We start from the raw sequence: 15,118 nt of genomic DNA, 5'->3' as shown, positions 1-15,118 counted from the left end.
AAATGAATTGGTTACCGTGATGAATTGGACTTGGTTTCACAAATGGGGCTCGCCCAAATGGTTCTACGACATCAGTGGTCGCTGGTTGCCCTGGCTGACGCTGGCCGCCGTGTTGCTGATCGGCGTGGGACTGGTGTGGGGGCTGGTTTTTGCGCCGCCGGATTACCAGCAGGGCAATAGCTTCCGGATCATCTACATCCATGTGCCGGCGGCCATCCTCGCCCAGTCCTGTTACCTCATGCTGGCGGTGGCCGGCGTGGTGGGGCTGGTGTGGAAGATTAAGCTGGCGGATGTGGCGTTGCAGGCGGCCGCACCTATCGGTGCCTGGATGACCGTTATCGCGCTGCTGACCGGCGCCATCTGGGGCAAACCGACCTGGGGCTCCTGGTGGGTCTGGGATGCGCGGTTGACCTCGATGTTGATCCTGCTGTTTCTGTATTTCGGCGTGATCGCCCTCGGGCATGCCATCAGCAATCGCGACAGCGCGGCCAAGGCTTGCGCGGTGCTGGCCATAGTCGGGGTGATCAACATCCCGATCATCAAATACTCGGTGGAGTGGTGGAACACCCTGCACCAGGGCGCCACCTTCAAGCTCACCGAGAAGCCGGCGATGCCGGTGGAGATGTGGCTGCCGCTGTTGCTCATGGCGCTCGGCTTCTACTGTTTCTTCGGCGCCGTATTGCTGCTGCGCATGCGCCTGGAAGTGCTCAAGCGCGAGTCGCGCAGCAGTTGGGTCAAGGCCGAAGTGGTGAAACAAGTGGGGCTGGAGGGCGTACGATGAGCTTTACCTCCTTCGGCGATTTTCTCGCCATGGGCCAGCATGCCTTGTATGTCTGGTCGGCCTATGGCATTGGCCTGACGGTGCTGGCTATCAACGTCGCGATGCCGATTCTGGCGCGTCGCCGTTACCTGCAAGAAGAGGCGCGTCGTTTGCGCCGGGAGCGTCAGAAGTGAATCCGCTGCGTAAGAAGCGTCTGTTTATCATCCTCGGCATTCTGGCCGGCGTCGGGGTCGCCGTCGCACTCGCGCTCAGCGCCCTGCAGCAGAACATCAATCTGTTTTACACCCCGACGCAGATCGCTAATGGCGAAGTACCGCATGACACCCGGATTCGCGCCGGCGGCATGGTCGAAAAGGGCTCCTTGAAGCGTTTCGGCGACTCGCTGGACGTGCAATTCGTGGTCACCGACTTCGCCAAGAATGTCACCATCCACTACCGCGGCATCCTGCCGGATCTGTTCCGTGAGGGGCAGGGCATAGTCGCTTTGGGCAAGCTGAATGCCGACGGCGTGCTGATCGCCGACGAAGTGCTGGCCAAGCACGACGAAAAGTACATGCCACCGGAAGTGACCAAGGCTCTCAAAGACAGCGGCCAGTATCAGTCCATGCAGTCGGACGCCATGCAATCGAAAGAGGGGGCGCAATGATGTCTGGCTTGATGCCTGGTTTGATAGTGCCCGAACTGGGCCACCTGGCGATGATTCTGGCCCTGTGCATGGCGCTGGTGCAGGCCACGCTGCCGATGATCGGCGCCTGGCGTGGCGATCACCAGTGGATGAGGCTGGCGCAGCCTGCGGCCTGGGGGCAGTTTGCCTTTCTGCTGTTTGCTTTTGCCTGCCTGACCTACGCCTTCATGGTCGACGACTTCTCGGTCGCCTATGTCGCCAACAATTCCAACAGCGCCTTGCCCTGGTACTACAAGTTCAGCGCCGTGTGGGGCGCCCACGAAGGCTCCTTGCTGCTGTGGGCATTGATCCTCGGTGGCTGGACCTTCGCGGTGTCGATCTTCTCCCGGCAGTTGCCGGATGTGATGCTGGCCCGCGTGCTGGGTGTGATGGGGATGATCAGTATCGGCTTCTTGCTGTTCCTGATCGTCACCTCCAACCCCTTCGAACGCCTCCTGCCGCAGAGCCCGGTGGACGGCCGCGATCTCAATCCGCTGCTGCAGGACATCGGCCTGATCGTCCATCCGCCCATGCTCTACATGGGCTATGTCGGCTTCTCGGTCGCCTTCTCCTTCGCCATCGCCGCCTTGCTCGGCGGTCGCCTGGATGCGGCTTGGGCGCGCTGGTCGCGGCCGTGGACCATTGTCGCCTGGGCCTTCCTCGGTATCGGCATCACCCTGGGCTCCTGGTGGGCTTATTACGAATTGGGCTGGGGCGGCTGGTGGTTCTGGGACCCGGTGGAAAATGCCTCCTTCATGCCCTGGCTGGTCGGCACCGCGCTGATCCACTCGCTGGCGGTGACCGAGAAGCGTGGCGTGTTCAAAAGCTGGACCGTGTTGTTGGCGATTGCGGCGTTTTCGTTGAGCCTGCTGGGCACCTTCCTGGTGCGCTCCGGCGTGTTGACCTCGGTGCACGCCTTCGCCTCCGATCCCGAGCGCGGCGTATTTATCCTGGCCTTCCTGTTGCTGGTGGTCGGTGGCTCGCTGACGCTGTTCGCCCTGCGTGCGCCGGTGGTCAAGAGCCACGTGGGTTTCGCCCTGTGGTCGCGGGAGATGCTGCTGCTGGGCAACAACCTGGTGCTGGTGGTCGCCGCCTCGATGATCCTGCTCGGCACCCTCTATCCCCTGGTGTTGGACGCCTTGACCGGCGCCAAGCTGTCGGTCGGCCCGCCGTACTTCAATGCGCTGTTCGTGCCGCTGATGAGCCTGCTCATGCTGGTGATGGCGCTGGGAGTGATAGTGCGTTGGAAGGACACACCGCTGAAGTGGCTGATCGGTATGCTCAGTCCGGTGCTGCTGTCCAGCGTGGTGTTGGGCGGTGTCGCGTCCCTGCTGGTGGCGGATTTCCACTGGGCGGTGCTGGCGGCCTGCCTGCTGGCGGCCTGGGTGGTGTTGGCTGGCGTGCGCGATCTGCTCGACAAGACTCGCCACACCGGCCTGCTCAAAGGCATTCGCGGCATGAGCCGCAGCTACTGGGGCATGCAGGTGGCGCACCTCGGCATCGCCGTCTGCGCCCTCGGTGTGGTGCTCTCCAGCCAGAACAGCGCCGAGCGCGATCTGCGTCTGGAACCGGGCGAGTCGATGGAGCTGGGTGGCTATCGCTTCCTCTTCGAAGGCGCGGAGCACTTTGAAGGCCCGAACTTCACCTCGGATAAGGGCACGGTACGGGTGATCGAGGACGGCAAGGAAGTCACCGTGCTGTACCCGGAAAAGCGTCTCTACAGCGTGCAGAACTCGGTGATGACCGAAGCCGGCATCGACGCCGGCTTCACCCGCGACCTCTACGTCGCCCTCGGTGAGCCGCTGGAAAATGGCGCCTGGGCTGTGCGGGTCCACGTCAAGCCCTATGTGCGCTGGATCTGGTTCGGTGGCCTGTTGACCGGTTTTGGCGGCTTGCTGGCGGCGTTCGATCGGCGCTACCGGGTGAAAGTGAAAACCCGTGTGCGGGATGCCTTGGGTCTGACTGGAGCGCAAGCATGAAGCGGGCGATCTTGCTGTTGCCGCTGGCGATCTTCCTGATTGGCGCGGTGTTTCTCTATCGTGGTCTGTTCCTCAATCCGTCCGAACTGCCTTCGGCCCTGATCGGAAAACCTGTGCCGGCGTTTTCCCTGCCGGCAGTGGAGGGCGAGCAGACCCTGACCCAGGCCGATCTGCTCGGCAAGCCGGCGTTGCTCAACGTCTGGGCGACCTGGTGCGTGGCCTGCCGGGTCGAACATCCGATGTTGAACAAGCTGGCTCAGCAAGGCGTGCGGGTCTATGGCGTCAACTACAAGGACGACAACGCCGCCGCGCTGAAATGGCTGAAGGAATTCCACAATCCCTACCAACTGAATATCCGCGACGAGCAGGGCAGCCTGGGTCTGAACCTGGGCGTCTATGGCGCGCCGGAGACCTTCCTGATCGACAGCCAAGGCATCATCCGCCACAAGTTTGTCGGCGTGATCGACGAACGCGTCTGGCGCGAACAGCTGGCGCCGCTCTATCAGGGTCTGGTCGACGAGGCGGGCCAATGAAGCGCTGGCTTAGCGCGGCCGCAGTCATAGCCGCACTGGGCCTGAGCCTGATCGGCGTCGCGCAGGCGGCTATCGATACCTACGAGTTCGCCGATGAGGCCGAGCGCGCACGCTTTCGCCAGCTGACCCAGGAGCTGCGCTGCCCCAAATGCCAGAACCAGGACATCGCCGACTCTAACGCCCCGATTGCCACCGACCTGCGCCGGGAAATCGTTCGCATGCTCGGCGAGGGCAAGAGCAACGAGCAGATCGTCGAGTTCATGGTCGATCGCTACGGTGAGTTCGTTCGCTACAAGCCGGCGCTGAATGCCCGTACCTGGTTGCTTTGGTATGGCCCGGCGGGCCTGCTGATCGCTGGCCTGCTGGTGATGGGTGTGCTCGTGCTGCGCCGTCGCAGGGAAGCCGCCGCGGGTGTCGCCACGCTTTCCGCCGAGGAGCGTGCGCGCCTCGACGCACTTTTAAACTCAGAGCATGCGGATAAAAAACACCCATGATTGATTTCTGGCTCGCCGCCGGCCTGCTGTTGCTGGTGGCCTTGGCTTTTCTGCTGATCCCCGTGTTGCGTGGCCGCCGTGCCCAGGCCGAGGAAGACCGTACCGCCCTCAACGTGGCCCTCTATCAGGAACGTCTGGCCGAGCTGGAAGCTCAGCAGCAGGCCGGCGAGCTCGGCACTGAGCAACTGGACGCCGGTCGCACCGAAGCGGCCCGTGAGTTGCTGGCCGATACCGAAGGCACCGAGCAAGAGCGCAGCTCGCGCCTGGGTAAGCTGACCCCGTTATTGGCCGCCGTGCTGGTGCCGTTGATGGGGGTTGGTTTTTACCTGCACTGGGGCGCCAGCGACAAAGTCGAATTGGCCCGTGAGTTCGCCCAGCAGCCACGCACGGTCGAGGAGATGACCGCGCGCCTGGAGCAGGCCGTCAAGGCCCAGCCGGATTCCGCCGAGGCCTGGTATTTCCTCGGTCGCACCTATATGGCCCAAGATCGCGCTGCCGACGCGGCGAGTGCGTTTGAGCGGGCCGTTGGCCTGGCCGGGCGTCAGCCCGAGTTGTTGGGTCAACTGGCCCAGGCGCTGTATTTCGCCAAGGGTAAAAAATGGTCGGCGGAGCTGCAGGCGCTGACCGATGAAGCCTTGCAGGCCAATCCGGAGGAGGTCACCAGCCTTGGCCTGCTGGGTATTGCGGCGTTTGAGGACAAGCGCTTCAAGGATGCGATTGGCTTCTGGGAGCGCTTGGCGGTTCTGCTGCCGGCCGGTGATGCGTCGCGCAGCGCGATTGAGGGGGGGATCGAGCGCGCCCGGGAACGGCTCGCAGCGGGCGAAACCCTGCCCGAGCCGGCTGCGCTGGCCACGGTTGCCGCGCTCAAGGTACGGGTGGAACTGGCGCCGGCGCTGCAAGGCAAAGTCCAGCCCACTGACACGGTATTCGTCTTCGCCCGCGCCGCCTCCGGCCCGCCGATGCCGCTGGCGGTCAAGCGCCTGACCGTGGCCGACCTGCCGGCGGAAGTCAGCCTGTCGGATAGCGACGCGATGATGCCGCAGCTGAAACTCTCCAACTTCCCTCAGGTCTTACTGGTAGCCCGTGTGTCACGCGCGGGAAATGCCAAGGCGGGCGAGTGGATCGGTCGCAGTCAACCCTTGGCTAGCAGCACAGCGGATCGGCAACAGCTGACTATCGATACGGCGGATGGCCCGGCGCAATGAAAACTACTATTCGTCTCGGTTTAGCGGTGCTGCTGTTGGCGTTGGCCGGTTGTACGGTACCTGTGGTGCAGCAGCCGATCCCGCAAGAACCGCGCGGCACCCAACAACCACCCAGCAAGCCCGCACCCAGCACAAAACCGCGCAGCACGCAGCAACCGAGCCAGCCGATCCCGCCGCAACCGCAACCCAGCACGCGGATGAAGGCCCACCCACACTTTGCCCCGCCGCCTGGGGTGAGCAGCTATTGGGATAACAAACTGGGGGTCTACGTGTTGGAGGGGGCTAAAGGCATCTACTACCGCGAGCGCACCTACTACCGCTGGGACAACGGTTGGAGTTGGGCCAGCAATCCGCAAGGGCCTTGGCTACCCACCGACAGCAGCGGTGTGCCGCCGGGTTTGAGCCGGCAATATCCGCAGTAGGCACGCCTATGTACCCGTTAAATGTTGAGCAGGGCTGCAGCTCTTCGTAGGAGCAAGTGCTGTTCGCGAAAGGGATGTAGGCTGGGTAGAGCCGTTTTTCGGCGAAACCCAGCAACGGGTCGAGCTGGGTTTCGCGGCACTCTAGCCAGCCTACGGTTTTGCGCTTTCCCAATGAGCGCTCTGCAACAGCAGACTCAGACATAGCCAAACCTTTCGCTTCAGCCGGAGTGGCCCATGTGCTGGGCCGCCAGCCATTCCTGGCGGAAGCTCGCGACCAATTGCGCGGAGGGCATCGCGCGTAGTCGTGGCAAGCCTTCGCCACCCAGAACGCCAGACATTCCGCATCCCCAGCTGCAGCGCCCGCCCGGCGGATATCACCGCTCAGGCTGTTTTGTGCCGGGTAGGGCGCTGGCAGCGAAAGAACGCGTGAGCCAAGGCATAGACGCCGGACAGGCTTTTGAGACTATCGGTCAGGCTCGGCAGAAACTCCGCATTGCGCCCGCCGCGCCGCTTGCCGCACACGGTGCGCGAACGATCATGTCATCCGAGGTGAAAGGCGAGGTCGAATCTGACGTGCTATCGACGATGGCATCGATGGGCCGCCGAAGTGGTGGTGGAGGCGGTGCGGGCTAAGGTCAGCGGGGCCGTGGAACACGTCAGGCGGATCGAAGTGAGCATGCGTTTATTCCTTGGCTGAGACAGACGGGTAGCCTGGTTATGTGGTCGTATCCAGACCGCTTGGTCGACTTTCAGCTCGAGAGCCAGCAGCCATGGGCTAGGCGCCAGCCAGGCACTCATTTGACGGCAATAGCCCTTGCCTTAAGGGGGATTTGCTGGTGCACTCCGCGTTTATTTAGCTTGCGGCACCCGGCACCCGAATCGGTTTTCGGTTGCATGTGACGGACAAAACATGATCATTCTTGTTGGTTCAAAAATCGACCAATCGACCATCCAGGCTTCTCTGGGCAAGCCTGAATACAGCTATTTTTTTCTGATGAAAGACTTTATGCCCGCGCTTGAGCAAATCGGTACGGTCATCCTGGTTAAAAGTCTGGTTGAAATCGAATCGCTTTATGCGCGCTACCGCGCGGAAGGGCAGCCAATCATTTTTCTGAACTTCAGTCCGCCGCACCAAGTTCCGTTGGGTTTGGAATGTCCGACGGCTACTGTGTTCGCTTGGGAGTTCGATAGCCTGCCTTCCATGGCCTGGGACGAGGATCCCCGGAACGATTGGCGTCATGTGTTCGCCCATACCATTGGCGCGATCACTACCAGTCAGGAGACGGCCCTGCTGGTGGATAACGCAATGCAAGGAAGTTTTCCTGTTATTGCCCTACCTGCACCGATTTGGGATCGTTATGCCTGCCTTGCATCTCAGGATGGACTTTCTCCTGATCTAGGGGCTCGCCAGTTTCCATTTGCCGGCATCGTCATCGACAGCCCGGTTTTGGGACTCTCCGCGGATGGTCTGGTACGCAAGCCAGAACCTGCTGCGAAAGCGCCAGAGCCTGCTACGGAAGCGCCCGAGCCTGCAGCAGAGCTCGATCTTTCGTCTGCAACTCGCCGCGTCGAGGCCTGGCAGCTCAGCAAAGCGCTGCTGACGGGGTGGTGGCGCGAGATTCACCGGCCTCTTGAGCCCGTTGCGGCTATTTCTCAGTCGTCAAATGAGCCGCTCCTGGAACCGCAGGAGCCTGATGAGCCGCAACAACCAGAGGAGCCCGAAGCCAAACCTGAGCCACGCCTCATCGGCGTCAATGGAGTCGTCTACACCACCGTGCTCAACCCGGCTGACGGGCGCAAGAACTGGGTCGATCTGATTACCGCATTTTGCTGGGCTTTCAAGGACACCGACGATGCCACGCTGATCGTGAAAATGATCCATCACGATCTGGAGCACTACCGCGTCGTCCTGATGACGCTGTTGTCGCGTCTGGCTCCTTTCCGTTGTCGTGTGGTGGTGCTGCACGGCTTCCTGGAGGACGAGCAATACCAGGCGCTCATCAGTGCCAGCAGTTACTACGTGAACGCCTCGTCCGGTGAAGGGCTGTGCTTGCCATTGATGGAGTTCCTCTCGAGTGGCAAGCCGGTAATTGCTCCGGACCACACGGCAATGGCGGATTATCTGAACGAGCAGGTAGCCTTCGTTCTCAAGTACTCGCTGGAGCCAACCTGTTGGCCGCACGACCCCACTGGCATGCTGTTCACGCACCGGCATCGACTCAATTGGCAATCATTGCTGGAAGCCTTCCAGAGCAGCTATCTGGTGGCACGTAACAACCCCGCGCACTATCAAAGCATGTCGAGCAATGCTTACCAGCAGATGCGCAGTTTTGCCGCGGTTGAGCGCGTCAGTGAAGCGCTCAAGGCATTCTTGCACAAGGTTCTGACTGCCGGGGCTGCGAAACCAGAAGTCTGGACGCCAAAGAGTCTGGACCTATGAAGTTCCTGGTCTATTCGGAAATCACTGCAGCGCGAATTGCGGTAAGCCTGGGTTTGCCAGAGTACAGCTATTACTTTGTCCTGCGCGACTTCATGCCGGTGCTGCAGGAGCTGGGGGATGTGCAAGTCATTGAGCGGCCCGAAGTGGAGGTCGATCGGTTATACGATGAGGCCTGCGCGGCTGGCGAGCGCTGCCTGTTTCTTTCATTCTCTCCACCGCAAAAAACGCCTCTCAACTTGCGTTGCCCGACGATCCCGGTCTTCGCCTGGGAATTCGACAGCATCCCGAATGAGCACTGGCTGGATGAGCTGAGCCAGGACTGGCGTTATGTGCTGGAAAAATGCGGTCGCGGTATTACCCATTCAGGCCTCACCGTCCAAGCGGTAAAAGCTGAAATGGGCGAGAGCTTCCCGGTGATTTCCATCCCTTCGCCGGTATGGGACAAGTACCAGTCACTGCGCGAACAGCCGGCGGTCCAGCCGCTGCAGCAGGGCATGCGGATCCGGGTGCGCTCGGGCGTGGTATTGGATACCCACGATGTTGCCCTCGAACCCTATATGCCTGGCCCCGACGCGGTGGCCAAGGCTGTCGCTGCTGCAAGAACTCGCGAGCAAACGGACAGCCCGCCTGCTGCCCAAACAGCAACGCAGGTAATTCAACCATCCCGCCAGCAATCACGGCTGCAGATTAGCCGTCGCTATCTTGGCGAATGGTATTTACGCGTCCTGCGCGAGCTCCTGCCCTGGTTGCCCGATCCTGCTCAGTTAGCCGCACCGACAGCAGTAGAGCTGGTGATAGAGTCTGACGACAAGCGACTCGAACCGCGTAATCCGGTTGAGCCCTCCTCACTGCCCAAGTCGGGAGTCAACCCACGGACACCACAATGGGTATTGAACGAATGTAGCTTTGAGCTTTCAGGTGTCGTGTTCACGGCACTGTTCAACCCCTACGATGGGCGCAAGAACTGGGTCGACATGCTCACGGCTTTTTGCGCGGCATTCAAGGATACTGCGGACGCCACGCTGGTGTTCAAACTCGGCCACCACGAGTACCAATCTGCGCTGAATGACATGCTGATGTGCATGGCGCGGATGCCCAAGTTCAAGTGCCGAGTGGTGTTGCTGCAGGGGTTTCTTGAAAAGGCCGAATTCGACAGCCTGATACGCGCCAGCGCTTTTGTGGTCAACGCCTCACACGGCGAGGGGCAATGCCTGCCGTTGATGGAGTTTCTCTCCTGCGGTAAACCGGCGATCGCGCCGCGCCATTCGGCGATGCTTGACTACATCGACAGTGAAGTGGCCTTTGTTGTCGATAGCTGGCTGGACGCGACGGCCTGGTCGCACGATCCTCGCCTGGCCTATCGGACCTGTCGCCACCAAATCGACTGGGCCTCACTGGTTCGTGCCTATTGTGCGGCCTACCAGTGCGTGCGCAACGAGCCATCGCGCTACACACAGATGTCGGCTGCTGCGATCGAACGCATGCGCGGACACTGCTCCCAAGCGGTTGCCATGACGCGCTTGGAGGATTTCCTGAACCTTGACGAGGCGCTCAGCCAATGAATCAATTCGATTTATTCCGCCGCCTGGCCGGGATGGAAAGCGACCCGCGCTCCATCGAAGAGATCTGGAAGGAGACTTCCAGTCAGCCGGACTTCGTCGACTCCCGCGACTGCGGCTTGGTCGATGCAGTGCAGAGTGGCTGGTACCTGGGCGATAGTAACGAGCTGTTCAGAGGTTTTCCGATCAGCGCCGAAGACGCTGTGCTGGATGTCGGCTGCGGCGCCGGTGGCGCCACGCTGTTCTGCGCCAACCGCGGCGCACACGTAGTATTCACCGACGTGGTCGCGGAAAAGATCGAATCGCTGCACGCCAGGGTTGCGCAGACGCCGGCGCGCAAGGCAGAAGGTTTTGTGTCCGACAGCCTCCCGCTACCGGTGGCGGATGCCAGCATGTCGCGGGTGATCTCCATGGAAGTGCTGGAGCACGTCGAAGACCCCGCCGCCTTTATGTGCGAACTGGTACGGGTCGGGCAGCCAGGAGCCCTGTACCTGTTGGCCGTGCCGGATCCGGTTGGCGAAAACATTCAGAAAATCATCGCTCCCCCCTCCCATTTCAAGCAGCCGAATCACATCCACATTTTCGAGCGTGAGGCCTTTGCTCGCTTGGTCACCGATGCCGGGCTGGAGATTGTCCGCCGTGATGCCTACGGCTTCTATTGGACCCTCTGGATGTTCCTGTTCTGGATTTCTGCCAAGGCGGAAGGCTTCGAGCTTGACGGAGCCTCTCACGACTTCGTGAAACCACCCTATCCACCGTTGCTGAATGACTGGGCCAAGCTTTGGCACCAGGTCATCAAGATGCCAGAGGCGGCACCGATGAAGCAGGCGCTGGATCAGTTGCTGCCGAAAAGCCAGGTGATTGTTGCGCGCAAGCCGGAGAATCGCTGAGATGAGTAGGCGTATCGCCGACATTGAGGTGCTGCGGGCGATCGCCGTGCTGTTCGTGGTGTTTCAGCATACAGCGAACCTGTTCCCTTGGGCATCGCCGACGCTGGAGGTGCTGTATGCCTACCTTGGAGGCATGTTCGGGGTCGATCTGTTTTTCGCCGTGTCTGGTTTTGTCATCGCCCGCGACCTGATCCCGCGCCTGCTCGGCGCGCCCGATCGGGCGGCAGCCTGGAAGACCATGCTAGCGTTCTGGGTGCGGCGGATCTGGCGTATCTGGCCCTCAGCCTGGCTGTGGCTGGGCGTGATTCTGCTGGCGGTACTGGTATTCAATCGGAGTGACGCGTTTGGCAGCTACGAGGCCAACTTGCAGGCGACCTTTGCTGGAATTTTTCAGTACGCCAATGTGCGGTTCGCGCAGACTTTCATGGTGCGCGAGTTCGGCGCCAGTTTCGTCTACTGGAGTCTATCGCTGGAGGAGCAGTTCTATCTGCTGTTTCCCTTCCTGGTCGTGCTGTTCAGGCGCCGCTTGGTCTGGTTGCTGATAGCCATCGCGCTGGTGCAGATCTGCCTACCCCGTCAGCATCTTTACCTGATGATGTTCCGCACCGATGCGCTTGCGCTAGGCATTTTGCTCGCCCTATGGAGTGGCAAGGCCTCGTGGCAGGCCATACTGCCGGTGTTCTCCGCCTTGGGCGGGCTGGGGCGTATGGTGCTCGTGCTGGGCTGCGTCGGTGTCATGGCGCTGCTCAGCAGTCTTCTCGACCTGACCCGTTATGCTCTCGGCATCATCGCCGTACTGTCGGCGCTATTGGTCCTGATGGCCTCCTATGACCGTGACCTACTGTTACCTCCTGGCCGACTCAAGGCGCTGCTGGTCTGGATAGGCGAACGTTCCTACGCGATCTACCTGATCCATGTACCGGCCTTCTACGCCACGCGCGAGCTGTTTTATCGCGTCTATCCCGAGCAGGTCGCCTCCGTTCAACTTACGGCCGCCTACCTGGCCTGTGCTCTGGTCATATTGCTGGTGGCGGCGGAATTGAATTTCCGCCTGCTCGAGACGCCGCTGCGTAGGCGCGGCGCCGTTGTGGCCGCACGGGTACTGCGGCCCGCACGCCACGACAACGGCTCCGAAGCGGCTCTCCTGGGCGCCGTAGCTATTTCCTCCGCCGAACTCACTGCTAAGGTCTAGTCATGCTGGAATCCCTGAAACGGCTCATACGTCCCACCCCTGCCGAGCCGGCTCCTTTACCGGCAGAGGCGACACAAGATACCCAGGAGATACCCGACAATTCGACGCTGACGGATGCCTACTTGAGTGGCTGGTTCCGCCGTGACAGCGGTGAGCTGTTCGAAGGCTTCCCGATCAATGCCGAAGACACTGTGCTGGACATCGGTTGCGGCGATGGGCCTTTCGCCCAGTTCTGCGCGGAGCGCGGGGCGGAAGTGATCTTCGCCGACATTGACGCCGAGAAGGTTGCGGCGGTCGAGGCGATGCTGAAGCAGTCGCCGGCCCGAGCTGTGATTCCCCTGGTCACCGATGCGAATCCGATTCCGCTGCCGGCTGCGCGGGCGAACAAGATTATTGCGATGGAAGTACTCGAGCATGTGGACGATCCGGCCCAGTTCATGGCCGAACTGGTGCGGGTGGCGCGGCCCGGCGCGCAGTTCCTGATTACCGTGCCCGATCCCCTCGGCGAGAGTGTGCAGAAGAAGCTGGCACCGGCCGCCTATTTTGAACACCCGAACCACATCCGGGTATTCCAGCGCGAGGAGTTCGAACAACTGATCCTGGATGCCGGTCTGGTCATCGAGCGGCGTGCCGATTACGGTTTCTACTGGTCGATCTGGTGGTTCTTGTTCTGGGCCTGCAAGCAGGATCTCTCGCCGCCCTGGCACCCGCTGTTGGAGAGCTGGACCCACACCTGGAACATGCTGCTGTCGATGCCCGACGGCCCGCGCATCAAGAAAGCGTTGGACGAGGCGATGCCAAAGAGCCAGGCGATCATTGCCCGTAAACCTGACCTCTAACGACGTGTGAAATCTTGAAGATGAGCAGTAAGAAGAATCTTGAAATCGAATACCTGCGGGCCATTGCCATTGGTCTGACATTACTTAGTCACCTGCCGATTTTGCTGCCTTTCCATCAAACGTTTTTAAATACACTGTTCGCGGTGTACATGCCATGGAGCGGTGTCGATCTGTTCTTCTGCATCTCAGGCTATGTAGTCAGCAAGGCATATCTCGATTTTTTCGATGAGCGCAGGGACAAAGGCGAGTTCTGGTTGGCTGCACAAAGTTTCTGGATTCGCCGGATCTACCGCCTTCTGCCCACAGCCTGGCTGTGGATTCTGATCCCGCTGCTTCTCTCGATCTTTTTCAATCAATCCGGCGTTTTCGGTTCTTGGTACGACAACCTGCGCAGCCTAATTGCGGTCATGACGTTTAGCGGGAATCTGGCCAATCAATACGGCGCGACGTTGGGGCCGAACCCGGTTTACTGGAGCCTGGGGCTTGAAGAGCAGTTCTATTTTATTTTTCCGCTATTTCTTCTTTTTGTAACCAGCCCACGCTGGCGGGTAATTGTGCTGTTGGCATTAATTGCTTTCCAGTTTCTCATCGATCGAAACCCATTTGGCTCACCTGGCAGCGCGCTAGCGGCGTCATTCCGCCTGGATGCAATGATGTGGGGGGTGTTGATCTGCATGTTTTCACGCTCGCTGATCTACAAGCAGTATGAGCCGGTATTTCTCAAGGGTTCTCCAATTCGAGTGTTGGGACTCAACTTGCTGTTGTTGTATATGCTCGGCGCGATTCCGGGACAGATGATTGCGACGCCGATAGCGGTGGGGTTGATCGCCATTGTTTCCGCTCTTCTGGTATTTATGGCCAGCTTCAATGCTGGTTATATCTTTAGCCCGCCCTTGCTTTCTAGTTTCTTGCAGTGGATGGGGTCCCGCTCCTACGGGATGTATGTGATCCATTTTCCGGCATATCACATAAGCATAGAAATATGGCAGCGCTATGCCCCTACACAGGGCCTGGAGTTCAACGGCGGACTGACTGCCGAACTACTCCTTACCGCAGCATTCTTTATCGTGGTGCTATGCGAGTTGAACTACCGCCTGATCGAACAGCCCTTGCGCAGAAAAGGCGCGGAGATCGCCCGGCGGCGCCTGCAACCAGACACTTCAGCGCCACCGCTTGACGCAAGCGCCCAGAGAGCCGCCCAGCTATGAACCGGAGTCTTTTAGTCACAGGGGCCAATGGCTTCGTGGGAAAGCATTTGGTTGCCCTTGAGGCGGCCGGGGGAATGTCGGACTGGCGGCTACAGACCACATCCGCTGGCTTTGATCTCTTGAGCCCAGACAGTATCGACGCCGCCCTGCAAGCGGGCGTGCCTGATGCGGTGATCCATCTGGCCGGCCAGACCTTCGTGCCCGAGGCTTTTCGCGACCCCGCGCGCACGCTGCAGGTCAACTTGATTGGTACGTTGAACCTGCTGCAGGCACTCAAGAACAGGGGATTCAGCGGTACATTCCTGTATGTCAGTTCGGGCGATGTGTATGGCCAGGTCGGCGAGCTCGATCTACCAATCGCCGAGACGCTGGCGCCGCATCCGCGCAACCCCTACGCCGTCAGCAAAGTTTCCGCCGAGCTGTTGTGCCAGCAGTGGAGCTATGCCGAGCCTTGGCGCATCATTGTGGCACGTCCGTTCAACCATATTGGCGCCGGGCAGGGGGAGTCGTTTGTCATCCCCAGCATGGCGCGCCAGATTATTCGAGTTCGCCGGGGTTTGCAGCCCGCTCTCCTGGATGTCGGCGATGTCGACGTGACGCGGGACTTCCTCGATGTCCGCGATGTGATTCAGGCCTACCTGGTTTTGCTGGAGCAAGGCCGCAATGGCGAGGTTTACAACGTCTGCTCAGGGGTGGAGCAGAGGGTGCGCGATCTGATCACGCAGATGGCCAGCCTGGCAGGAGTCGAAGTTGAGCTGGTGCAGGATGCGACCCGATTGCGCCGCGCCGAACAACGACGAGTTGTCGGATCTTCCGACAAATTACAAAAAGAGACCGGGTGGAAACCTGGCATTTCAATCACGGAAACCCTACAGGGCGTGCTCTCTGACTGGGCAGCAAGAGAACTATAAA

At 60.5% G+C, this 15,118-nt stretch carries 15 protein-coding genes and 1 pseudogene; 15 read left to right on the top strand and 1 reads right to left on the bottom strand.

What is annotated here, in order from left to right:
- The first annotated feature begins 16 nt into the window (after nt 1–16).
- The 8 genes from FFS13_RS01580 to FFS13_RS01545 are packed head-to-tail and all read left to right on the top strand — an operon-like array spanning nt 17 to nt 6,078.
- On the top strand, nt 17–781 hold the full coding sequence (locus FFS13_RS01580) for a heme ABC transporter permease (protein WP_171006394.1): 765 nt from the start codon (nt 17–19) through the stop codon (nt 779–781).
- Complete coding sequence (gene ccmD, locus FFS13_RS01575) at nt 778–954, top strand: heme exporter protein CcmD (protein ID WP_137817369.1); 177 nt, start codon at nt 778–780, stop codon at nt 952–954. Before FFS13_RS01580 ends, ccmD begins: the two co-directional genes overlap by 4 nt.
- Nucleotides 951–1,427 (top strand): cytochrome c maturation protein CcmE, encoded by a 477-nt coding sequence (ccmE, locus tag FFS13_RS01570; protein ID WP_137817368.1) that lies wholly within the window; start codon nt 951–953, stop codon nt 1,425–1,427. The genes ccmD and ccmE overlap by 4 nt, the downstream gene beginning before the upstream one ends.
- 23 nt (nt 1,428–1,450) lie before the next feature.
- A complete protein-coding gene (locus FFS13_RS01565; RefSeq protein ID WP_171006398.1) occupies nt 1,451–3,424 on the top strand; it encodes a heme lyase CcmF/NrfE family subunit in 1,974 nt (657 codons plus the stop codon).
- Nucleotides 3,421–3,957 carry a DsbE family thiol:disulfide interchange protein gene (locus tag FFS13_RS01560; RefSeq protein ID WP_137817367.1) on the top strand — a complete coding sequence of 179 codons (537 nt, stop codon included), beginning with the start codon at nt 3,421–3,423 and terminating at the stop codon, nt 3,955–3,957. Before FFS13_RS01565 ends, FFS13_RS01560 begins: the two co-directional genes overlap by 4 nt.
- On the top strand, nt 3,954–4,451 hold the full coding sequence (locus FFS13_RS01555) for a cytochrome c-type biogenesis protein (RefSeq protein WP_137817366.1): 498 nt from the start codon (nt 3,954–3,956) through the stop codon (nt 4,449–4,451). Before FFS13_RS01560 ends, FFS13_RS01555 begins: the two co-directional genes overlap by 4 nt.
- On the top strand, nt 4,448–5,656 hold the full coding sequence (gene ccmI / locus FFS13_RS01550) for a c-type cytochrome biogenesis protein CcmI (protein ID WP_137817365.1): 1,209 nt from the start codon (nt 4,448–4,450) through the stop codon (nt 5,654–5,656). Before FFS13_RS01555 ends, ccmI begins: the two co-directional genes overlap by 4 nt.
- Nucleotides 5,653–6,078 carry a hypothetical protein gene (locus FFS13_RS01545; RefSeq protein ID WP_137817364.1) on the top strand — a complete coding sequence of 142 codons (426 nt, stop codon included), beginning with the start codon at nt 5,653–5,655 and terminating at the stop codon, nt 6,076–6,078. The genes ccmI and FFS13_RS01545 overlap by 4 nt, the downstream gene beginning before the upstream one ends.
- Nucleotides 6,079–6,507: 429 nt before the next feature.
- On the opposite strand, the pseudogene FFS13_RS20315 reads toward FFS13_RS01545, so the two are convergent.
- A pseudogene (locus FFS13_RS20315) lies at nt 6,508–6,603 on the bottom strand (hypothetical protein); the annotation flags it as partial.
- A gap of 385 nt (nt 6,604–6,988) precedes the next feature.
- Here FFS13_RS20315 and FFS13_RS01540 point away from each other — a divergent pair.
- Genes FFS13_RS01540 through FFS13_RS01510 form a run of 7 tightly spaced genes read left to right on the top strand, consistent with a single transcriptional unit; the run spans nt 6,989 to nt 15,117 of the window.
- The gene (locus FFS13_RS01540; RefSeq protein WP_137817363.1) at nt 6,989–8,518 is read left to right on the top strand and encodes a glycosyltransferase; all 1,530 of its coding nucleotides are present in this window, start codon (nt 6,989–6,991) and stop codon (nt 8,516–8,518) included.
- A complete protein-coding gene (locus FFS13_RS01535; protein ID WP_137817362.1) occupies nt 8,515–10,080 on the top strand; it encodes a glycosyltransferase in 1,566 nt (521 codons plus the stop codon). The genes FFS13_RS01540 and FFS13_RS01535 overlap by 4 nt, the downstream gene beginning before the upstream one ends.
- Entirely contained in the window at nt 10,077–10,967 is an 891-nt protein-coding gene (locus tag FFS13_RS01530) for a class I SAM-dependent methyltransferase (protein WP_305956008.1), read from the top strand. Before FFS13_RS01535 ends, FFS13_RS01530 begins: the two co-directional genes overlap by 4 nt.
- Nucleotide 10,968: 1 nt before the next feature.
- The gene (locus FFS13_RS01525; RefSeq protein ID WP_137817361.1) at nt 10,969–12,159 is read left to right on the top strand and encodes an acyltransferase; all 1,191 of its coding nucleotides are present in this window, start codon (nt 10,969–10,971) and stop codon (nt 12,157–12,159) included.
- 2 nt (nt 12,160–12,161) lie between these two features.
- On the top strand, nt 12,162–12,998 hold the full coding sequence (locus FFS13_RS01520) for a bifunctional 2-polyprenyl-6-hydroxyphenol methylase/3-demethylubiquinol 3-O-methyltransferase UbiG (RefSeq protein WP_137817360.1): 837 nt from the start codon (nt 12,162–12,164) through the stop codon (nt 12,996–12,998).
- 20 nt (nt 12,999–13,018) lie between these two features.
- Entirely contained in the window at nt 13,019–14,206 is a 1,188-nt protein-coding gene (locus FFS13_RS01515; RefSeq protein WP_137817359.1) for an acyltransferase, read from the top strand.
- The gene (locus FFS13_RS01510) at nt 14,203–15,117 is read left to right on the top strand and encodes a GDP-mannose 4,6-dehydratase (RefSeq protein WP_137817358.1); all 915 of its coding nucleotides are present in this window, start codon (nt 14,203–14,205) and stop codon (nt 15,115–15,117) included. The genes FFS13_RS01515 and FFS13_RS01510 overlap by 4 nt, the downstream gene beginning before the upstream one ends.
- Nucleotide 15,118 lies beyond the last annotated feature (1 nt).

Origin of the sequence: Pseudomonas sp. 2FG (assembly GCF_005502935.1) — a bacterium.
GTDB lineage: Bacteria > Pseudomonadota > Gammaproteobacteria > Pseudomonadales > Pseudomonadaceae > Aquipseudomonas.
This window is presented reverse-complemented; position numbering and strand designations above follow the sequence as displayed.

Bases quoted from the DNA above. Each gene is read 5' to 3' on its own strand.
- ccmD (WP_137817369.1), top strand. From the start codon at position 778: ATGAGCTTTACCTCCTTCGGCGATTTTCTCGCCATGGGCCAGCATGCC.
- FFS13_RS01560 (WP_137817367.1), top strand. From the start codon at position 3,421: ATGAAGCGGGCGATCTTGCTGTTGCCGCTGGCGATCTTCCTGATTGGC.
- FFS13_RS01555 (WP_137817366.1), top strand. From the start codon at position 3,954: ATGAAGCGCTGGCTTAGCGCGGCCGCAGTCATAGCCGCACTGGGCCTG.
- ccmI (WP_137817365.1), top strand. From the start codon at position 4,448: ATGATTGATTTCTGGCTCGCCGCCGGCCTGCTGTTGCTGGTGGCCTTG.
- FFS13_RS01545 (WP_137817364.1), top strand. From the start codon at position 5,653: ATGAAAACTACTATTCGTCTCGGTTTAGCGGTGCTGCTGTTGGCGTTG.
- FFS13_RS01540 (WP_137817363.1), top strand. From the start codon at position 6,989: ATGATCATTCTTGTTGGTTCAAAAATCGACCAATCGACCATCCAGGCT.
- FFS13_RS01535 (WP_137817362.1), top strand. From the start codon at position 8,515: ATGAAGTTCCTGGTCTATTCGGAAATCACTGCAGCGCGAATTGCGGTA.
- FFS13_RS01530 (WP_305956008.1), top strand. From the start codon at position 10,077: ATGAATCAATTCGATTTATTCCGCCGCCTGGCCGGGATGGAAAGCGAC.
- FFS13_RS01525 (WP_137817361.1), top strand. From the start codon at position 10,969: ATGAGTAGGCGTATCGCCGACATTGAGGTGCTGCGGGCGATCGCCGTG.
- FFS13_RS01520 (WP_137817360.1), top strand. From the start codon at position 12,162: ATGCTGGAATCCCTGAAACGGCTCATACGTCCCACCCCTGCCGAGCCG.
- FFS13_RS01515 (WP_137817359.1), top strand. From the start codon at position 13,019: ATGAGCAGTAAGAAGAATCTTGAAATCGAATACCTGCGGGCCATTGCC.
- FFS13_RS01510 (WP_137817358.1), top strand. From the start codon at position 14,203: ATGAACCGGAGTCTTTTAGTCACAGGGGCCAATGGCTTCGTGGGAAAG.